This window comes from Streptomyces odonnellii (assembly GCF_000981895.1).
GTDB classification, from domain to species: Bacteria; Actinomycetota; Actinomycetes; order Streptomycetales; family Streptomycetaceae; genus Streptomyces; species Streptomyces odonnellii.
Genome location: NZ_LATD01000431.1, coordinates 1 through 16,769, shown reverse-complemented (window position 1 = coordinate 16,769; position 16,769 = coordinate 1). Strand labels below are relative to the sequence as shown.

Here is a 16,769-nt window from a genome sequence, read left to right as displayed (position 1 = left end):
GTGCGGCGACGGGGGGAGGGGCGGAGTGGGCGGTGGTGCGGCGGCCGGGCACTGGAACAGACGTCCGGCGTGGTGCGGCGGTTGAGACGGCCGGCGGGCCTGGCGGCCCGGCCCGGTGGGACGGTTGCGCCGGGAGGGACGGATGCGCCGTAACGCTATCGACGCGCCGGGGGGTACGTCCGACGGATGCGCGATTTTCACCCGGATGGGAGAGTTTCACCGCGCGGGATGGACGGAGGCATGGGACCTTCGCCGTAAGTGCGCCACGCTTTCGGCCTTCGGGGGCGCACACGGCCCGCTTCTGGAGGTTTCGGAGTGATGCGAATATCCCGGGGAACGCGGACGGGCGGTGCGGTGGCCACTCGTACCGCCGGCGCGGTGGTCGCGATGGCCGCCGCCGCTTCGATGTCGGCGTGCGGCTCCGGGGGCGGGGGCGCGGGCTCGCCGGACGAGTCGAAGTCGCTGTCCGCCTCCGCCGCGGCGGACGCCTCGGCGCAGGCCGCCGCGCCGTCGCCGACGAGGACGTTCCCGCTCTCCTCGGCGCCGCACACCATTCCCTCCGTACGGAAGCACGAGGCCGCCCGCGGCCCCGGCTGGAAGCCCGCCGCCGGCAGCGGGGTCGTCATAGCGCGCGGCAGCGAGGGCCTGGCCGATGAGGGGCAACTCCTCTCGAAGGAGCTGAAGATCGCCTACCGGGGTACGGCCGCGGCCCGCGCGGGCGATGTGGAGCTGGCGCTCGGCGGCGGCGGTGCGGCCGAGTCGTACACCCTCGACACCAGCGGCGGCCGGGTGCGGATCACCGGGCCCGACGAGGCCGGGGTGTTCTACGGCACCCGCACCCTCAAGCAGTCGGTGCGCGCGGACGGGAAGATGCCGGAGGGGGTCGTACGGGACGCCCCCGACCGTCCGCAGCGCGGCCTCAACCTCGACATCGCGCGCAAGTACTACACCCCCGGCTGGATCGAGGACCGGCTGCGCGAGATGGCGGACCTCAAGCTCAATATGCTCGGGCTGCACTTCTCGGACGATCAGGGTTTCCGTATCGAGTCCACCACCCACCCCGAGATCGTCTCCAAGCAGCATCTCTCCAAGGCCGAGGTCCGCCGGATCCTGGCCCTCGCCGACCGGCTCCACATCACGGTCGTCCCGGAGATCGACTCCCCGGGACATCTCGGCGCGGTGCTCGCCGTGTACCCCTCGCTCCAGCTCCGCAACGCCGACGGCGTGCCGACGAAGGGCGCGATCGACATCTCGCAGCCCGGGTCGGCGAAGCTCGTCGACGAGCTGCTGCGCGAGTTCGCCGGGCTTTTCAAGGGCCGGTACTGGCATCTCGGCGGCGACGAGTACCAGGCGCTGGTGGTCTCCGACCCCGAGGCCTCGTATCCGAGACTGGCCGAGCTGGCGGTCAAGGAGTACGGCGACAAGGGCCGGATCCAGGATCTGACGACGGCCTGGACGAACGACCGGGCTGCGGCGCTGCGCCCGTTCAAGCGCACCCCCAAGGTCTGGAACGACGGGGTCTTCCGGGACGGGGTCGTCCAGGCCGACAAGGACCTGGAGATCGAGTACTGGACGGGCCGGGAGACCGGGGCGCGTCCGCCGGTGGAGTATCTCGACGAGGGGCGCCCGCTGGTGAACCTCAACGACGAGTACCTGTACTACGTGCTCGGCCAGCCCAACAACTTCGTCTATCCGACCGGGCAGCGGATCTACGAGCAGTGGACCCCGCTGGTGCTGCGCGGGACGAAGCCGGTCGACAAGAAGTATTCGAAGCAGATCCTCGGCGGGCGCCTCGCGATCTGGGGAGACTTCCCCAACGCCCAGACCCAGGACCAGGTGGCGCGGGGGATCCGGCTGCCGCTGGCCGCGGTCGCGCAGAAGGTGTGGAACCCGGCGAAGCCCTCGCTGAACTGGAGCGGGTTCACGGCGCTCGCCGCGAAGGTGGGCGGCCCGGCCTGACGGGCCTCCGTGCGTACGGACGTGACGTCGCGTCGGGCAGGGGCGTCGCGTCGGGCAGGGGCGGCGCGGCGGGCAGGGGCGGCGCGGCGGCCGGAATCATTCGCCGCCGTGTCGTGCCCCGATGTCCCGACGTGCCGGGAATCGGGTGCGTACCGGACTTCGCGCGCATATCGGCGCGTCGGGGGCCCGTAGTGGGTGATCTACGCGCGGTGATCAAGTGACGGATTCCAGCCGTCCGGCGCAGTAGTGAGTGGTCAGTACTCAGTACTGCGTCCGCGACGGGAGACGTGAATGAGCCTGGTGAAGCTGATCGCACAAGCGGATGAGCGCGGGTTGGCCGCGAGTGGACTCGCCTGCCTGGACCGCTGTCTTCCGCTGCTCGTGGAGGACACCGAGGTGCTGCGCCCGCTGTGGGCCGGTGTCGTGGCCGGCGAGCGCGACTGGCCGGGCCGGCTGGAGGCGTCGACGCGGGCCCTGGACTCGGCCGTCGAGGCGGAGGCCTTCGCCGGTGCCGCCGAGGTGTCGGTCGACGAGGCCGCCGCACTCGTACGGTCCATGCTCGGCGCCGCGCCCTCGGAGTGGGCGGCCGGGCCGCTGCGCGACTGGGCCGACGCTTGCTCCCTCGCCGCGCTGGACATCCACCACCGGTTCGACTCGGCCGGCGAGGGCGGCAGCCCCGAGGCCGCCGAGCGGCTGGCCCGGGCCCGCGAGGACAACGCCGTGGTGGCGGACGCCGTCGACGGCGCGGAGGGTACGGACGGTGTCGGGCCGCTGGTCGCCGGTGAACTCCGGCGCCAGATACGGATTCTGGAGATCCTCGCCGAGCCGGGCGGCGGCACCGGAGCCGCCGGCGTGCGCCAGGTCATGGATCTGTCGACCGAGGGGCAGCGGGTGCTGCGCGCGGTGGTCTCCCGGCGGGCGAGGGCGCGGAGCTGACGGTGCGGGGCTCGGGCCGCGGTCCCGTCGTCCGGCGACCAGGGCGTGTTTCGAAAGCAGCGTCGTCCGCCCGTAGGGCGGGGCTCGCGGCGGCTGGTGCGTGCGATCGCAAGGCGGAGGATCAGTCTCGTACTGGACGTACTTGGCTGACTCCGACAACGCAGCGAGCGTGCGTGCCAGGCGTCGCGGGCCAGGCGGGACTTTCGAAACACGCCCTGGTACGACCCGGGTCGCACCGGGTGCGTTTGGGAGGACGACCGGGGCCGCCACCCCTGGCCCGGCCAGGCCATAAAGAGCCTCTGACCAGGCGCTTTATGGCCCGGGGGCGGGTTCTCGATTGCTGCATGGATCGGCCTCCACCTGGGTGTTTCTGGCTGTTCCTGGCCGCTGTTGGCCACGGCGTCCAACCGCCGAGTCGACCCTTGAGGGTTGTCGAGTCAACGGTTGACAGCTCGCCGGTGGGGCAGCCTGCGTGGAGGCCAAGGGATACGTGATGCAGGACGGCGACGTGGTGGAGTTCCGCTTCAATGTGTAGCCGGTCACCTAGCACTTCGGCGACATGACAAATGTGCAGGTCACATGGGGTCTGCCCCCTCGGGGTCAGGCCCCTTGATGTGTACCGTGCTGGATTCGTGCTGGATGTCCGAGCGGCACGCTGGCACGCAGTGGGACTGCGTCCCTGCTCGGCGGATTGTCAGTGCTGACTCCTAGGATCGTCTCGACAGCTGCACAGGCGAGTAGGCATAGCAGTGAAGGGGCGGAATGGGGTCATCTCAGGGCTCTGGGCGTGTCACAGCGCCTGAACCGACGATTGCGCCGATCTCGACGCTCGCGCACCGCGTGCTGTCCGGAGAGATCGTTCTGCCGAAGTACCAGCGGGCGTTCGTCTGGGAGCCGGAACAGGTTCTCCATCTGCTGGACTCGGTCCGCCGGAACTATCCCATCGGCAGTTTGCTGATGTGGCGCACGTCCGACCGTAGGCTCGTCAGTGGTCACGAGATTGCTGGCCTGACCGCTGTCCCACAGGTGTCAGGCGCTCCGGTTCAGTACGTCATCGATGGACAGCAGCGACTGGCGAGCCTCGTGGGCGCGATGCACGGCCAGGGCGCACGGTGGAGGATCGGATTCGACCTGGCCCGTGAGGAGTTCCTGTACCTCACGGAGGAGACCCCGGCTGGTGCGCACATCATTCCCGTGCGCGACCTCGACTCGGCGGGCTCGATGATGGCGTGGGTGCTGAGGGATAAACCGACGGACGAGCACGTGCGGCGCGCTCAGGCACTGAGCGATCAGTTCCGCTGGTATCAGGTGCCGGTCGTGACGATGGTCGAGGTCACCGAGGAGGACTCGGCCCGTATCTTCGAGCGGATCAACAGCACGGGCACGAGGATGGACATCGTCGATCTTGTGCGCGCCGGGACCTGGTCGAGCGACTTCGACCTCAAGGAAGAGATCGAACAGCTGCTGCAGGTCCTCGACCGAAAGCGGTACGGCCGGGTCGACACCAAGACGATGCTCCGCACGATCTCCGCAGCCGCAGGGCTGGGGTTCTCCACGAAGTCCATCCAGGATCTGAGGCGTCTCGACCGCGCAGAGTTGCAGGATGCGGTGATCGATGCCGGTAAGGCGGCCGCTCGAGCGGTCGACTTCCTCTTCACTCAGATCAGGACCCCTCGCGCTGAGGCTCTGCCGTACTACAACCAGTTCGCGGTCCTAGTGGAGCTGTTCCGACAGCTCCCGAAGCCGTCTGCCGATCAGTACGCAGCGATCGGCCGGTGGTTCTGGCTGACAGCGAGCAGCGAGTATTTCAAGGGCTGGCGCGAGTCGCAGATGACGGCGGACCTCGACGCGGTGAGCGCCTTCGCTGCCGGCCAGGCGACGGAGATCGAGACCGGGGCAGCCCTGCCGCGCGACGTGCTTTGGCAGCGGACGCAGTTCTCACGCGCCAACGCGCCAACCAAGCTGCACGTCCTGCTGATGTCGTACGAGAAGCCGGTGGACCTCAACACCGGTCAGGCCATCGATACCGACAAGGCGCTGGCCGGGCAGAACGACAAGCAATTCCACCACTTCTTCCCGCGCGCCTTTCTGAAACGACGCGGAGTAAGCGCGGCTCGGGCGAACGTGTGCGGAAACCTGATCATGTTGAGCGCGATCACCAACAACAACGTCTCCGACTCTCCGCCCTCCGTGTACCTCAAGGACTTGATCGACTGGCACGGCGAGGACACTCTGAGAGCTCGGCTGCGGACCTGTCTCGTCGAGGAGGACGCCTACCAGGCTGCTCTGCGAGATGACTACGACGGCTTCCTGAAGGCTCGCTCGCGGACCCTGCACGCGCGTCTGATCGATCTGATTGGATCGGCGGCCGAGGGCGGCGACGGCTCGAGGCCGGACATCACATCGATGGGTCTCGAGGAGTCCGAGGAGCCCGACCCCGTACCTGACGACGCGGAGCCGTTCGACCGCGACTCGGTCGACTGAGCCGGGCCTGATCGGCATGCGCATGAAGGAGGTCCCGGCGCAGGATCGGCCGAGAGAGCGGCTGCTCGACCGGGGTGCGGAGGCGCTGTCCGACCGGGAGCTTCTCGCACTGCTGCTGGGGGCGGGCCTGGCCGGCCAGGACGCCGTGGAGCTGGCGGGACGCTTGATCGCCCGGCACGGTGGGCTGCACGCGCTCTCGCGCGTCCCTGCCCATGAGCTCGCTGCCGGTCTGCCGGGTGTGGGCCCGGCGAAGGCGGCGCGGGTCGCGGCGGCGTTCCAGTTGGGACGGCGGGCGGCGGTCCAGCAGGCCCCTGGTCAGCGGCGGGTATCCGGCTCCGCGGACCTGGCGGCTGTCGCGAGCCCCCTCCTCCGTGGCTTGCGTCACGAGCGGGCTGTCCTCGTGACGTGCGACGGGGCGGGCGCGGTCCTCCGCACCTCCGTCCTCACCGACGGAGCGTCCGACCGCACTCTCGTCCCGGTTCGCGACACCCTGGCTCGTGTTCTCGCCCTCGGCGGTGCCGCGTTCGGCGTCGCCCACAACCACCCCACCGGCCATCTGATGCCGAGCGAGGCCGACCGCCTCACGACATCCCGCCTTGCGGCGGGGGCGGAGACGGTCGGCCTGCGATTCCTTGACCACGTGGTGGTGACGGATTCGGGGTGGCGGAGGGTCCCGGCTGGCTGACCCCTCTACAGGCGCCCGGAGAAGGCGGCGTCGAGCAGGCCCTTACGCAGCACCTCCAGGTCGGCGACCTGCCGGGTGCCGGCCTCGGCGACGCGGCGGGCCAGCGTGAGGCGTTCCGCGATGCGGCGCTGTTCCGGGAGCGACGGGAGGGGAACCTTCGTGGCGAGCAGTCGACTCACGTTTACTCGCTGCCGGCGAGACCCCATGCCACTGCCTTGGTCCTTAAGGCGGTGGTGCAGCCCATCCCAACGCGCGAGATGAGTCATATACGAAACGTCAGCAACCTCGGGGTCGATATCGAAGGTAGGGAATTCATGCGAGACGTGAATTCCATGGAAATCCGCTGGAACAACGGCAAGCGACCCCTCCCAGCCAAAAAGCTTGCTGTAGACAAACTGATCGCTCTTCAGCTGGTTATAGCGGGGGTACTTGGTTTCATTCCCCGAGATCGTGGGTCTGTGGAACAGCCCTCGCCCACGGTTCAGGATTCCTGCAGTGCGATACGTCTTCTCGGGCGAGACTCCGACAAAGTTGCTGCTCTCATTGAGTGCGCTAGAAAGCGGTCGTTGTTCTACGATGGAGCCAAATAGCGAAGCCGCGTGGTGTCGCACGAGTGCGTCCGACTCCTTCTTCAGCTGCACCGCTCGGGCAATACTGCCCATCGTCGCGTCCAGCTTGTCGGCGATGCGGCGTTGCTCGAACAAGTCGGGCAATGGAATCTGGCTGCTCAGAAATCGTTCGGGCTTTACTCGTTGCCGCCGAGACCCCATGCCCGAGGCTTCCTTGCTCAGCGCAGCGTGGAAGCCGGGCCAGGTCACATAGTGTCGTACGTATCCCGGATCGAGCTTTGTACCGTCGAATTCGAATGTCGGGAACTCGTGTGAGACGTGAACCCCGTCAAACTCATCCGGCACGTATGCGACGGCTCCTTCCCAGCCGAAGAGCTTGCTGTACACGATTTGACCGGATCGCAGGCGATTGTATTGGCGGTAATTGGTCTCCGAACCGAAGATCACGGGACGGCGAAACAGTCCGCGCGCGTAGCTGTAAAGCCCCGCCGTTTCGTATTGTGCGTCCTCGACGACCGTGACAACGTCCTTGGCGGGCGTTAGCACCTCGCCTAGAACCACAACTGGATATTTGCTCATGACGACGTCTCCCTGAGCCCCGCCTTGAGTGCCTGCAGCAGCTCCAGGATCTCTTCCTCCGTCTTCACCAGCTCGTCCACCAATTCCTCCGGAGTGCGATGAGCCAGCTCATCCCCGATATGCGGGTTGGCGCGATCGAGGTTGTAGCCGTCCGCGATGATCTCCGCCGCCGGGACCGACCACGCGTGCTCTCCCGCCTCGCGGCCTTCGCGCGTTTTGCCGCCCCACCAGGCCACGCAGTCGTCGTACTCCTCCAGCCGCTGCGGCTTCGTCTTGGTGTAGCCGCGGCGGCCCTCTGGGAGGGGGATCTCGTAGAACCAGACGTCCCGCGTAGGGCCGGTCTTCTCGAAGAAGAGGATGTTGGACGGGATCTGCGTGTATGGCGCGAAAACACCCTGCGGAAGACGGATGACGGTGTGCAGGTTGCACTCCTTCATCAGCTTCTTCTTGATCTTCGCGCCGATCGAGTTCTCGCCGGAGGCGAAGAGCGAGCCGTTCGGCAGGACGATGGCACAGCGGCCGCCCAGCTTCAGCTGGTCCAGGATCGAGTACAGGAACAGCCAGGCTGTCTCCTGTGTCTGGAAAGAGGACGGGAAGGCCGTCACGACCGACGACTCCTCCTCCCCGCCGAACGGCGGGTTAGTGAGGACCACGTCGACCTTGTCCGCTGCCTGCGAGTTCCGCATGGTGAGCAGTGCGTTCTCCCGGCGGAGGCGGGGGGCGTGCACGCCGTGGAGGAGTAGGTTCATCGAGGCCAGCAGATACGGCAGCGGCTTCTTCTCGATGCCCTTGAGGTTTGCGTGGAGCTCGCGTTGCTGCGTATCGGTCTTCACCTTCCTCTCCAGTTCCTCGTGCGCCTGCACCAGGAATCCGCCGGTGCCGCAGGCCGGGTCGAGGATCGTCTCACCGAGTTCGAGGAACGACTGCCGCACCATGAAGCGGTTGACGGGACGCGGGGTGTAGAACTCGCCGGAGTCGCCGGCCGCGTCGCGCATCTCCCGCAGGATCGACTCGTAGACGAACGCCATGGTGTGGATGTCGTCGTGCGAGATGAAGTGGATCTGGTTGACGATGTTCACCAGGTCACGCAGCAGCGTGCCCGACTGCATGCGGTTGACGACGTCCTTGAAGATCAACGAGATGACGTTGCGCGGATCCTCCGCCCCCCGGTCGGCCTCCCTGTCCAGGCCCGCCAAGTAGGGGATCAGCTCGTCGTTGACGAAGGTCTTCAGCTCGTTGCCGCTGAGGTCCTCGTCCGTCGCCCAGTCCGTCCAACGGTATGGCTTCTCGATCGCCCGGCGGTACCCGCCCGGGTCCAGCGCCTCGCCCTCCTCCTCGACGCGCTCCTCGAATGCCTTGAGGAACAGGAGCCAGGACAGCTGCGGCAACCGGTCCAGGTCGCCGTTCATGCCGGCGTCCTTGCGCATGGTGTCGCGCGCGGACTTGATCAGGGACGCGAGGCGAGCCTGAGTGGTGACGGGTGCCTTTTCCGCCGCTTTCCTTCTGGTAGCTGCCATGTCAGTTCAGTTGGTCCTTCTGCTTGTTCAGTCTCGGAAATGCGGTGTCTCCGTCGCCCGCCCCCGCGTCCTCGGCAAGCGTCCGGGCCCACAGTTCGCGGACCAAGGCCATTGCAGCGTCGAGAGTCGGTGGAATGCTGGTCGCCAACTCCTCGGCGATCTCCGGATAGTCGTCCCGCCACCGCGGCGGCGGGTCAGGAAGGACGAGGGGAACCTCGTGTGTGGCCCGTACCGTGAACACGTGTCGCACGGCCTTCAACAGGTCCATGTCGCCGGAGAGCCCGCTCTCGATCAGGAGCACGAGGTCCACCAGATCCTTGACCCGGGTATTGGGCCGATCGCCGTAGTCGCGGGTGAGTGCGTGGAGTTTTTCTGCGAAGTGCTGACGCCGGTCGACCGCCTCGATCGCACGCGCCGGCGCCCCGGCGAACTCCAGTGTGTTGGGCAGGGGTAGGAGCTCGGTGAGTGTGATCTCCTCGCCACGGTCGACCACGTCTACCCTGACACCGGCGAAGACCTTCCCTGCCAGGTGCGCTTCAACGGAGAAGCGCCACCCGGCCCGCCCGGCGACGTCCGCCTTCAAGGTCACCGGCGCGGCGACACGGAACCGGAATCCGTCGGCGTCGAGGTCGCGGTCCAGAGCCTCGATGAGCAGGTCGCGGACCGCATCCCCGTCAAGACCTCCGCCGACCGGCTCGGGCCGTACCGCCAGGTCGAGGTCCTTGGTGGTGCGCGCGCGCCCGGTGAAGCGGAATTCCATGACGGCACCACCCTTCAGCACCCAGCCGCCGACGCGGTCCTCGGCCAGCCGCGCCGCAAGGCGGTCGAAGACGACTAGCCGCCGACGTCGAGCCAGGTCCGCGCCGGTCTCGGCGGCCTCCTGCTTGAGTCGCGCCTCCAGCGCCCTTCTCAGGTCCGCCGCATCCCGGTAGCGCCCTGTCACGAGAGAGCTCCGAGCGCGCGCTCGATCCCCAGCTCAGACCGTGGGCCGCAGAGCTGGGCTGCGTGCAGTAGTTTCCGACGGGTGATCATTCCGCGCTCCAGGGCCTCGGACACCGCGGATTCGAGCACGTCCTGGTCTTCCCCGTCGGCCGCACACTCCGCCAGCGCCCTCAGCGGCGTCGTCACCCGGTACCCGGTACGTCCCTCGCTGTCTCCGTCGGCGAGATCGGCATGGTGCAGTATCACCGCGTCCGTGGTCTGTCGGAAGGCGCGGGGCACGGTGAGATGGATGCGGGAGGGGTTGGCCACCCCTAGATCATGGGCCGCCAGAGCGCTGGCATGTGAGATCACCGCGCGCCCCCTGCTCCACAGCGACCAGCGGACGAACTGCTCGTCGCCTTCGCTCGGAAGGTCCGCGAATTCGCGGAAGCGGTAGATTGCCCGATCGACCGCGAGCCAGTTGCCGTGCTGCGCGTGGTAGCGCTGGGCCTGGTACGAGTACCCCGCCTCCCGGGCCTGAGCGGCGGTGAAGTACCCCCGCTGTCCGGCCGCGATCCGCCAGAGTGTGGCCCGGGTGTCCGTACGATCTCTGAGCACCTCCCCAGCGTAACAGGACTCGAAACACAAAGCTGGCTTTACTTCACTGCGCACCACCAACATCAAAGTAAAGCCAGCTTATAGTCTTGCGCCTCGCGCCGCGTCAGACTGCAGTGAGCAGCCGGGCCGCCAGTTCGTCGATGGCCTGATGTGCCTTACCTGGCTCGCCGAACCGGCTGGTCAGCTCCGCCACCCGTCCCATCTCGGTGAACGGTGGCACCCGGAGCGTCTCCACCTTCAGCTGCGGCGACCCCGACTCCTCGAACTTGAGGAGCATTGCTTCGAGCACCTCCCTGGCTCGGGGCCCGAACGAGTCCAGGAACTCCGCGTGCTCCCGGCGGAACCACGTCAGCCGTTCGTCTCGGCTTACCACGGCGAGCCCTTCCCAGGCCACGGACACCAGTAGGTCCACGGGGTCCACCTCACGCATGCCCAACTCCTCGGGCAGACGCTCGACGTCGATCTGCGCCGACTTTAGCGCCGTCATCAGAACGGCACGGCTCTTCGCCTGTGCCCACTGAGTGCGCAACTGGGCTGGATCGAGATCGAGTTCCAGCACCCGGTCATGTACCCACTGCTGTACGGTCACGAGCTGGAGTCGTTTTCCGTCGTCCTTGAGGATGTACCGCAGCTCACCCACCTTGTAGACGTCGACACCCTTGACCGTGAACCGGTTCCTGGAGCGGGAAAGAATCCTGTCGATCTCCTCGTCGTCGGTGATGTCGCCGTCCTGTGCTCCGGCCACCGAGTCGCCGCTAGCGTCGAAGGCTCCGCCGTCCTGCTGGGTGTAGTCCGCCTGCGGTTCGGCAACGGACTCGGGGTCCGCACCCGGCTCCGACTCAGGCGCAGGGGTCAGATCCTCCGAGCCCACCACCTCGCCCTGATCGTCAGTCCAGTCCCGGACCACCTTGAGCGGCGGTCCGTCGAAGGCCGGATCGTCGAAGAGTCGCGACGCCTCGACGAAGTCGATGATGTCGAACGACTCCTTGCCGATCTCCGGGCAGAGTCGAGTGCCCCTGCCGATGACCTGCTTGAACTCTGGCATGGAGGCCATGCGCCGGAACAGCACCACATTTCGCACAGGCGGCATGTCCACTCCCGTCGACAGCAGCTTCGACGTCACCGCGATGACCGGCTCGTTGCTGTCCGCCTTGCGGAACTCCTCCAGCGCTTCGCCACCGTGCGAACGGTCGTCTCCGACGATGCGCCGCACGAAGTCCGGGAGCGCGGCAACCTCCTCGGGGGCGGCGTTGAACAACGCGGTCCGCATTCGGGCTGCGTGGTCGTTGTTCTCGCAGAAGACGAGAGTCTTGCCGAGCCGCCCCTCCTCGGCCGTGGCGCGCAGATGATCGAGGAGGTACCGCGCGGCCAACTCGGTCCGCTCGAGGATCACCATGACCCGTTCGTAGTCCTTGGGGCCGTACAGGTCGTCAGGGATCTCCCGGTCATAGATGTCTTTCTCACCCGGCTGCGGCCGGTAGCCCTCCACGTCCACGTTCAGCCGGACCCTGCGCAGTCGGTACGGCGAGAGGAATCCGTCTTCGATACCGTCCTTGAGCGAGTACGTGAAGACGGGGTTGCCGAAGTACTCGTATGTGTCGGTCTTCCGCCTATCATCGGCGACCGGCGTAGCCGTGAGGCCGATCTGCACAGCCGGCGAGAAGTGTTGGAGGATCCTCCGCCAGCGACCGTCGCTGGAGGCGCTTCCGCGGTGGCACTCGTCCACGATGACGACGTCGAAGTAGTCCTCCGGGTACTCCCGGTACAGCTCCCCTCCCGGGGCACCCTGCTCCAGGGTCTGGTAGAGAGCGAAGTAGATCTTCCGTCCGCGCTTGGCCTCACCTCCCGTGATCTTGTGGACGTCGTCCTTCCCGAACACCTCCTGGAAGTAACGGTCCTTGGGATCGTCGACGAGCATGTTGCGGTCCGCGAGGTACAGCACACGGGGTTTCCGGCCGCCGAATGCCTCGGGGGCGTTCATCAGCCGCGCCACCAGCTGGAGCGCGAGCATGGTCTTGCCCGTGCCCGTCGCCAGGACGAGCAGAATGCGCCGCTCGTCGCGGGCCAGAGCGGCCAAGGCCCTTGTCACGGCCACTCGCTGGTAGTAGCGCGGCCGCTGGGATGTGCTGTCGGAGTTGCGCAGCGTGTAGTCGTACGGGGTCGAGAGGAGCCGCTCGCCGAGGGGAGTGTCGCTCACACCCTGGTCCTGAAGGAACCGCCCCCAGAGCTCCTGCGGGGAGGGGAACTCCTGGATGTCCCGGATCACCGGCCGCTTAGGATCGCTGAAGTCGATCTCCACAATGTCGCGGCCGTTGGTGGCGTAGGCGAATCTCAGCCCCAACTTGCGCGCGTACCGCCGCGCCTGCTCGACCCCGTTCTCCGCGCTGAGCCGGTACCGCTTGGCCTCCACCACGGCGATCGGCACGTCCGCGACGTACTCCAGGACGTAGTCGGCGACCAACGGCCTTCCCTTGCGGTGACGCCTCTTGGTCGGCACGAGTTGTCCGTTGTTGATCCCGTACTGAGACCTGATCTGCCGAGTGGTCCACCCTGAGGCCGCGAGTGCCGGAAGGACGAACCGCTTGCACGTCTCGTCCTCGGTCAACTGATTCGAACCGAAGGTCATGGGATCAGGTTTACTGCATGTCTCTGACAGTTGAGCCGGGAGGGTGGAATCAGCCACTGCTCCGGCCGGTTTTCCTCTGGACTGCCAGTTCGGCAGCATCACTGCAGTCTGTGACCGGACTGACTGGCGGTGTGCGAAGGCGTACGCGCTCGCCGCGGCACTCCTTGGCTTCGACGGCGTCGGCGAACGCTGTTCTGATCCACGAGGTCTCTCGTTTGTGAAGCTTCCCCTTGATCGTGGACACCTGGAGACTGGACCTGAAGTTCCAGAGAAAGTAGGACCCGGTGGGAAGCAAGTACACGAAGCGGTACACCGAGGAGTTCAAGTGCGACGCGATCGCGCTCGTCGATTCCCCGGTAAAACGGTCACTGCGGTGGCCCGGGAGCTCGGCATCAGCTCGGAGTCCTTGCGCGGCTGGTACGGCAAGGCGAAGACGGACCGGGGTGAAGGACAGTCCGGCGAGCTGACCAGTGCCGAGCGCGAGGAACCGCGGCGGCTGCGGCGGGAGAACCGCGAACAACAGCAGGCGATCGAGATCCTGAAAAAAGCGACCGCCTTCTTCGTCAAGAAGAACGACCGGTGAGCGAGCTCTACCGGTTCATCCACGCGGAGAAGGCGAACTACCCGATCACCCTGCTGTGCCGGGTGCTGCACGTGGCCCGCTCCACCTAATACGCCTGGCGTGAGGGCGAAGCCGCCCGCCGCGGGCGCCAGGCCGCGGACGACGCACTCGCCTACGAGATCACCGTGCTGCACATCGCCTCCCGCCGTACCTACGGTGTCCCGCGCGTCCACGTCGAACTGCGCCGCCTCGGGAGGCGGGTGAACCGCAAGCGCAAGCCCGGGTGATGCGCGAGCGTGGCATCCGCGGCGTCACCCGCCGCAAGCATCGCTCACTGACCCGGCCGGACAAGAATACGAAGTCGGCCCCGGACCTGATCAGCCGCGACTTTCACGCCGATACGCCCGGAACCAAACTCGTCGGCGACGTCACCTGCCTGCCCACCGCCGAGGGCTGGCTCTACCTCGCCTGCTGGCTGGAGCTGGCCACCCACGAGGTGGTCGGCTATGCCATGGCCGACCACCACCGCGCCGGACTCGTCGTCGACGCCCTGGACATGGCCCACGGCCGGAGCCACCAGAAGCCCGGCTGCGTGATTCACAGTGATCGCGGAAGCGAGCACACATCGACCCAATTCCGGGATCGAATTGCGAGTTGAGGCTGCGGCAGAGCTGCGGGCGCACCGGATCATGCTTCGACAACGCCGCCGCTGAAAGCTTCTGGGCCCCGCTCAAGGAGGAGATCGGCACCCGGACCTGGCCCGACCGGGCCACTGCCCGCGCCGAGGTCTTCAACTTCATCGAGACCTTCTACAACCGCCGCCTGCGCAAACACAAGATCTTCAGCTACCTCACCCAGCTGAGGCCAGAGAGCGGCACCAGCACGCCCTCGCGGCGCAACGAACGAGTGTCCGAGATCACGGGGAAACTTCAAGCGGGTACCTGCGCCTGTGTCGTACGGCCCTGGGCACCAGCCTGCTGCCCGGACGAGAGGTGAGCGACGGCAGCTTCGGGACCTTCTTCGTGCTGCCCCAGTGCGCGACGCGACGTTGCTATCTGCGGCGACCAGGAGACGGGGTCTGAAGCTCGCATAGGGGGCGGTGCTACGCATCGGCCGACAAAGGATCGGGTGATCGCCGACCGCGTTGGTCACGCGTTGGTCATGCGGAGGCCCCGTGACCCGCATATTGCCTGGTCAGAGCGGAGTAATGGGAGGACGACCGGGGCCGCCACCCCCCACAGGAGAGGCCCCGGTCGCCGTCCGCGGAGCCGCAGCACGGCCCCGTACTCATGACAGCGCCGTGGATGCGTTTTCTGTCACACCGCATAACGTCAGTAAGTTGTTGCAGGTTGTACAAGTCATGGACGCGGGGGCGGGAAAGCCGTAGCGTTCAGGAACGCGTGGGGCTGCGCGGCAGTGACCAGCCGCGATTTCAGGACAGGTTGTGGGAGTGCTGGGGGACGACGCGGAGCTGACCGCCGCGGTGCTCGCGGCACAGGACGGGGACGAGGACGCCTTCCGTACTGTGTACCGCGCCGTGCACCCGCGGCTGCTCGGCTATCTACGGACACTCGTCGGCGAGCCGGACGCCGAGGACGTGGCCTCCGAGGCATGGCTCCAGATCGCCCGCGACCTCGCCCGTTTCACCGGGGACGCCGACCGGTTCCGCGGCTGGGCCGCCCGGATCGCCCGCAACCGCGCGCTCGACCACATCCGGATGCGCGGCAGACGCCCCGCGATAGGCGCCGACGAGACCGAGCTGACCGGCCAGCCCGCCGAGTCGGACACCGCGGACGAGGCGATGGAGGCGCTCGCCACCGGCCGCACGATGGCGCTGATAGCGCGGCTGCCGCAGGACCAGGCGGAGGCGGTGGTCCTGCGGGTGGTGGTCGGCCTCGACGCGAAGAGCGCGGCGCGCACGCTGGGGAAGCGTCCCGGCGCGGTACGGACGGCCGCACACCGCGGACTGAAGCGGCTCGCGGAAATGCTCGACTCCGACGAGGAGTGTCCTGGTTATCCCGATAACGCCGGTGGTGCCGACGGCTCTCGGGAAAACGCTTACTCCGGTGACGGCGCCCCTGAGCGGGGTACGGGCGGCTCGTCCGGAGCCTCGCGCGAGCAGGGCACGGGCCGGGGTACGGGACGCGCCGCCGCAGGTCATGGCGGCGGCTTCGGCGTCGTACCGCAACAGCGCACCGCTCGACCGGAGGTCGCGGCGTCCGCGGGTGTGACGCATTCGCGCCTGCGGACGCAGAAGGACATGTGATGGCCGACGAGCGTGACGCGTGGCTCGACAAGGACGCGGCGGAGAGATTGCTGCGAGGTGAGCCCGTGGAGGCCATGGACAAGGATGTCCTGGCCGGATCCGAACGGCTTGCCGGAGCCTTGCGCGACATCGCCGCCATCGCGTACGCAAACGGCACAGAACTTCCCGGGGAGGCCGCCGCCCTGGCCGCTTTCCGCCGTGCGGGGGCCCCGGAGGAGGACTCGGCGAGCGCGCCGGGCGCCGCTGACGGCGTGCTCGGTACGGTACGGCTGGCTCTCGCACCCCGTGCCGTGTCCCGGTCACGGACCGGCCGGCCGGTACGGAGGGGATTCGCCGTGGCGGTCGCGGGCTGCGCGCTGGGCGGGATCGCGGTCGCGGCGGGGGCGGGTGTGATGCCGCCGCTGTTCGCCGGCGAGGAGAACCCCGTACCCGCGAACTCGATCTCGTCGCTGGTCACTCCGCGGCCGTACGTCTCCAACTCCTCGGCCGACGCCCGGGGTACGGGCGGCCCGTCGGGCGGTCCGGGCGCGGACGGCGGTGAGCAGCCCATGCCGCACCCGTCGTCGGAGGACGGCGCGGGGGTCGCCGGGGGCGCGGACGCCGACGGTGCGCGCGATCATGCCGCCCACGCCGGGCACGGCGGGCAGGGCGGACAGGGCGATGACGACCGCTCGTTCACCGTCGCGTCCGGCGACAAGGCCTCGGCCTTCTACCGCAAGACGCTCGACGCCTGCCGCGATCTGCGCCGCGGCACGATCGACGAGGCACGCAGACAGGTCCTGGAGGCCGCGGCCGAGGGTCCCCAGGAAGCCGAACGCTTCTGCGCCCGCCTGCTGGACGGCCGCGACGGGAACAAGGGCGGCCCGGGCGACAACGATGGCAACGGCGATGGCAACGGCTCGATACGGAACGGCGACGCCGACGGGGGCGGTGGCACGGGCGGCAAGGACGACGGCGGCGGCGGCCACGGCAACCCCGGCGGCGACGGCAACGGTGACGGCGCCCCGGAAGGCCCCACCCTGGGCGACCCTTCCCCGTACGCCTCCC

General features: G+C 67.8%; 14 protein-coding genes and 1 pseudogene. 10 read left to right on the top strand and 5 right to left on the bottom strand.

All coding sequences use genetic code 11. The annotated features are described in order from the left end of the window. Positions 1 to 318 precede the first annotated feature (318 nt). The 4 genes from WH07_RS31955 (at position 319) to WH07_RS31940 (ending at position 6,064) form a co-directional block, all read left to right on the top strand. Positions 319 to 1,959, top strand: coding sequence for a beta-N-acetylhexosaminidase (locus tag WH07_RS31955; protein WP_046507904.1), 1,641 nt, complete (start codon positions 319 to 321; stop codon positions 1,957 to 1,959). 291 nt (positions 1,960 to 2,250) lie between these two features. Then, positions 2,251 to 2,895, top strand: coding sequence for a hypothetical protein (locus tag WH07_RS31950; RefSeq protein WP_046507902.1), 645 nt, complete (start codon positions 2,251 to 2,253; stop codon positions 2,893 to 2,895). Between the two features lie 762 nt (positions 2,896 to 3,657). Beyond that, a complete protein-coding gene (locus WH07_RS31945; protein WP_079023725.1) occupies positions 3,658 to 5,379 on the top strand; it encodes a GmrSD restriction endonuclease domain-containing protein in 1,722 nt (573 codons plus the stop codon). A gap of 22 nt (positions 5,380 to 5,401) precedes the next feature. Continuing rightward, the gene (locus WH07_RS31940) at positions 5,402 to 6,064 is read left to right on the top strand and encodes a JAB domain-containing protein (protein ID WP_198533933.1); all 663 of its coding nucleotides are present in this window, start codon (positions 5,402 to 5,404) and stop codon (positions 6,062 to 6,064) included. Between the two features lie 5 nt (positions 6,065 to 6,069). Here the strand turns inward: WH07_RS31940 and WH07_RS39405 are convergent, their stop codons facing one another. The 5 genes from WH07_RS39405 to hsdR form a co-directional block, all read right to left on the bottom strand. Then, positions 6,070 to 7,212: a restriction endonuclease subunit S gene (locus WH07_RS39405; protein ID WP_107073663.1), complete on the bottom strand. Its 1,143-nt coding sequence runs from the start codon at positions 7,210 to 7,212 to the stop codon at positions 6,070 to 6,072. Continuing rightward, the gene (locus WH07_RS31935; RefSeq protein WP_046507898.1) at positions 7,209 to 8,729 is read right to left on the bottom strand and encodes a class I SAM-dependent DNA methyltransferase; all 1,521 of its coding nucleotides are present in this window, start codon (positions 8,727 to 8,729) and stop codon (positions 7,209 to 7,211) included. The genes WH07_RS39405 and WH07_RS31935 overlap by 4 nt, the downstream gene beginning before the upstream one ends. Before the next feature lies 1 nt (position 8,730). Beyond that, positions 8,731 to 9,672 (bottom strand): nucleotidyl transferase AbiEii/AbiGii toxin family protein, encoded by a 942-nt coding sequence (locus WH07_RS31930; RefSeq protein WP_079023724.1) that lies wholly within the window; start codon positions 9,670 to 9,672, stop codon positions 8,731 to 8,733. Further along, positions 9,669 to 10,268 (bottom strand): type IV toxin-antitoxin system AbiEi family antitoxin domain-containing protein, encoded by a 600-nt coding sequence (locus WH07_RS31925; RefSeq protein ID WP_046507895.1) that lies wholly within the window; start codon positions 10,266 to 10,268, stop codon positions 9,669 to 9,671. The genes WH07_RS31930 and WH07_RS31925 overlap by 4 nt, the downstream gene beginning before the upstream one ends. Before the next feature lie 103 nt (positions 10,269 to 10,371). Continuing rightward, positions 10,372 to 12,894, bottom strand: coding sequence for an EcoAI/FtnUII family type I restriction enzme subunit R (gene hsdR / locus WH07_RS31920; protein WP_046507893.1), 2,523 nt, complete (start codon positions 12,892 to 12,894; stop codon positions 10,372 to 10,374). A 43-nt stretch (positions 12,895 to 12,937) separates the two neighbouring features. On the opposite strand from hsdR, the gene WH07_RS42035 reads away from it, so the two are divergent. The 6 genes and pseudogenes from WH07_RS42035 to WH07_RS31900 all read left to right on the top strand — a co-directional run. Further along, positions 12,938 to 13,477 carry a transposase gene (locus tag WH07_RS42035; protein ID WP_079023726.1) on the top strand — a complete coding sequence of 180 codons (540 nt, stop codon included), beginning with the start codon at positions 12,938 to 12,940 and terminating at the stop codon, positions 13,475 to 13,477. A gap of 149 nt (positions 13,478 to 13,626) precedes the next feature. Then, positions 13,627 to 13,743 (top strand): annotated as a pseudogene (locus WH07_RS38320) (IS3 family transposase); the annotation flags it as partial. Further along, on the top strand, positions 13,743 to 14,114 hold the full coding sequence (locus WH07_RS39175) for a DDE-type integrase/transposase/recombinase (RefSeq protein ID WP_106409733.1): 372 nt from the start codon (positions 13,743 to 13,745) through the stop codon (positions 14,112 to 14,114). The pseudogene WH07_RS38320 and the gene WH07_RS39175, both read left to right, overlap by 1 nt. Further along, on the top strand, positions 14,111 to 14,452 hold the full coding sequence (locus WH07_RS39170) for an integrase core domain-containing protein (protein WP_106409732.1): 342 nt from the start codon (positions 14,111 to 14,113) through the stop codon (positions 14,450 to 14,452). Before WH07_RS39175 ends, WH07_RS39170 begins: the two co-directional genes overlap by 4 nt. A gap of 454 nt (positions 14,453 to 14,906) precedes the next feature. Then, positions 14,907 to 15,722 carry an RNA polymerase sigma factor gene (locus WH07_RS31905; RefSeq protein ID WP_046507891.1) on the top strand — a complete coding sequence of 272 codons (816 nt, stop codon included), beginning with the start codon at positions 14,907 to 14,909 and terminating at the stop codon, positions 15,720 to 15,722. Continuing rightward, the coding region (locus WH07_RS31900) for a hypothetical protein (RefSeq protein ID WP_046507889.1) at positions 15,722 to 16,769 on the top strand (1,048 nt) is incomplete at its 3' end. The genes WH07_RS31905 and WH07_RS31900, both read left to right, overlap by 1 nt.